A 1394-nucleotide genomic window follows, 5' to 3' on the forward strand; every position below is an offset into this window, starting at 1 on the left:
GGCCTGGGGGACGTGGGCGTCGGGGCCCGGTGCGTACCCCATCGGGGCCGCGGTGGCGGGCGGGGCGGCGAACCCGGCGGCAGCGGCGGCCGAGGCCCCGCGCTCCAGCCGGTCGAGGCGGGCCTGCAGCGACCGCTCGTCGTCGTAGGCGGCGGGCAGCAGGACCCGGGCGCAGATCAGCTCCACCTGGAGCCGCGGCGAGGTGGCCCCCCGCATCTCCGTGAGCCCGTCGTTGACCAGGTCGGCGGCGCGGCTCAGCTCGGCGGCACCGAAGACGGAGGCCTGGGCCTGCATGCGCTCGACGACATCGGCGGGGGCGTCGATGAGCCCCTTCTCCCCGGCGTCGGGCACGGCGGCGAGGATCACCAGGTCGCGCAGCCGCTCCAGGAGATCCGCCACGAACCGACGCGGATCGTTGCCGCCCTCGATGACCCGGTCGACGACCTCGAAGGCGGCGGCCCCGTCGCCGGCGGCGAAGGCGTCGACGATCGAGTCGAGCAGGGAGCCGTCGGTGTACCCGAGGAGCGAGGTGGCCATGGCATACGTCACACCGTCGTCGCCGGCACCGGCCAGCAACTGGTCCATGACGGACATCGAGTCACGCACGGACCCGGCCCCGGCGCGCACGACGAGCGGCAGGACGCCGTCCTCGACGGAGCTGTTCTCCCGCCCGCAGACATCGGCGAGATAACTGCGAAGAGTCCCCGGGGGCACCAGCCGGAACGGATAGTGGTGCGTACGTGACCGGATCGTCCCGATGACCTTCTCGGGCTCGGTCGTCGCGAAGATGAACTTGAGGTGCTCCGGCGGCTCCTCGACCACCTTCAGCAGGGCGTTGAAGCCCGCCGGGGTGACCATGTGCGCCTCGTCGATGATGTAGATCTTGTAACGACTGGAGGCGGGCCCGAAGAACGCCTTCTCGCGCAGATCACGGGCGTCGTCCACACCACCGTGCGAGGCGGCGTCGATCTCGATCACATCGATGGACCCCGGCCCGTTGCGCGCGAGGTCCTGGCAGGACTGGCACTCCCCGCACGGGGTCGGCGTGGGCCCCTGCTCACAGTTCAGACAGCGGGCGAGGATGCGCGCGCTGGTCGTCTTTCCACACCCGCGCGGCCCGCTGAACAGGTACGCGTGATTGACCCGGTTGTTCCGCAGGGCCTGCTGGAGCGGGTCAGTGACATGCTCCTGACCGATGACCTCGGCGAACGACTCGGGGCGGTAGCGGCGGTACAGCGCAAGGGACGACACACCTACGAGGTTATCGGGGCCGACCGACAACCGGCCCCACACCGCCCGAGCCCTCACCCCCGGGCCTCCGCACAAGCGCACGTCGCCGCTCCACCCGGAACCGTGGGGGCCGCCCTTGCCCGCCCCCCAGGAACGCAAAGGGC

At 71.6% G+C, this 1394-nt stretch carries 1 protein-coding gene; it reads right to left on the reverse strand.

Annotation, left to right across the window (positions count from 1 at the left end; genetic code table 11):
• On the reverse strand, positions 1–1251 hold a 1251-nt coding region (locus tag HET64_RS38450), incomplete at its 3' end, for a DNA polymerase III subunit gamma and tau (protein WP_215111854.1).
• Positions 1252–1394: the final 143 nt, after the last annotated feature.

The sequence above is a fragment of the Streptomyces sp. McG3 genome (assembly GCF_018619185.1).
In the GTDB taxonomy this organism is placed as follows: domain Bacteria; phylum Actinomycetota; class Actinomycetes; order Streptomycetales; family Streptomycetaceae; genus Streptomyces.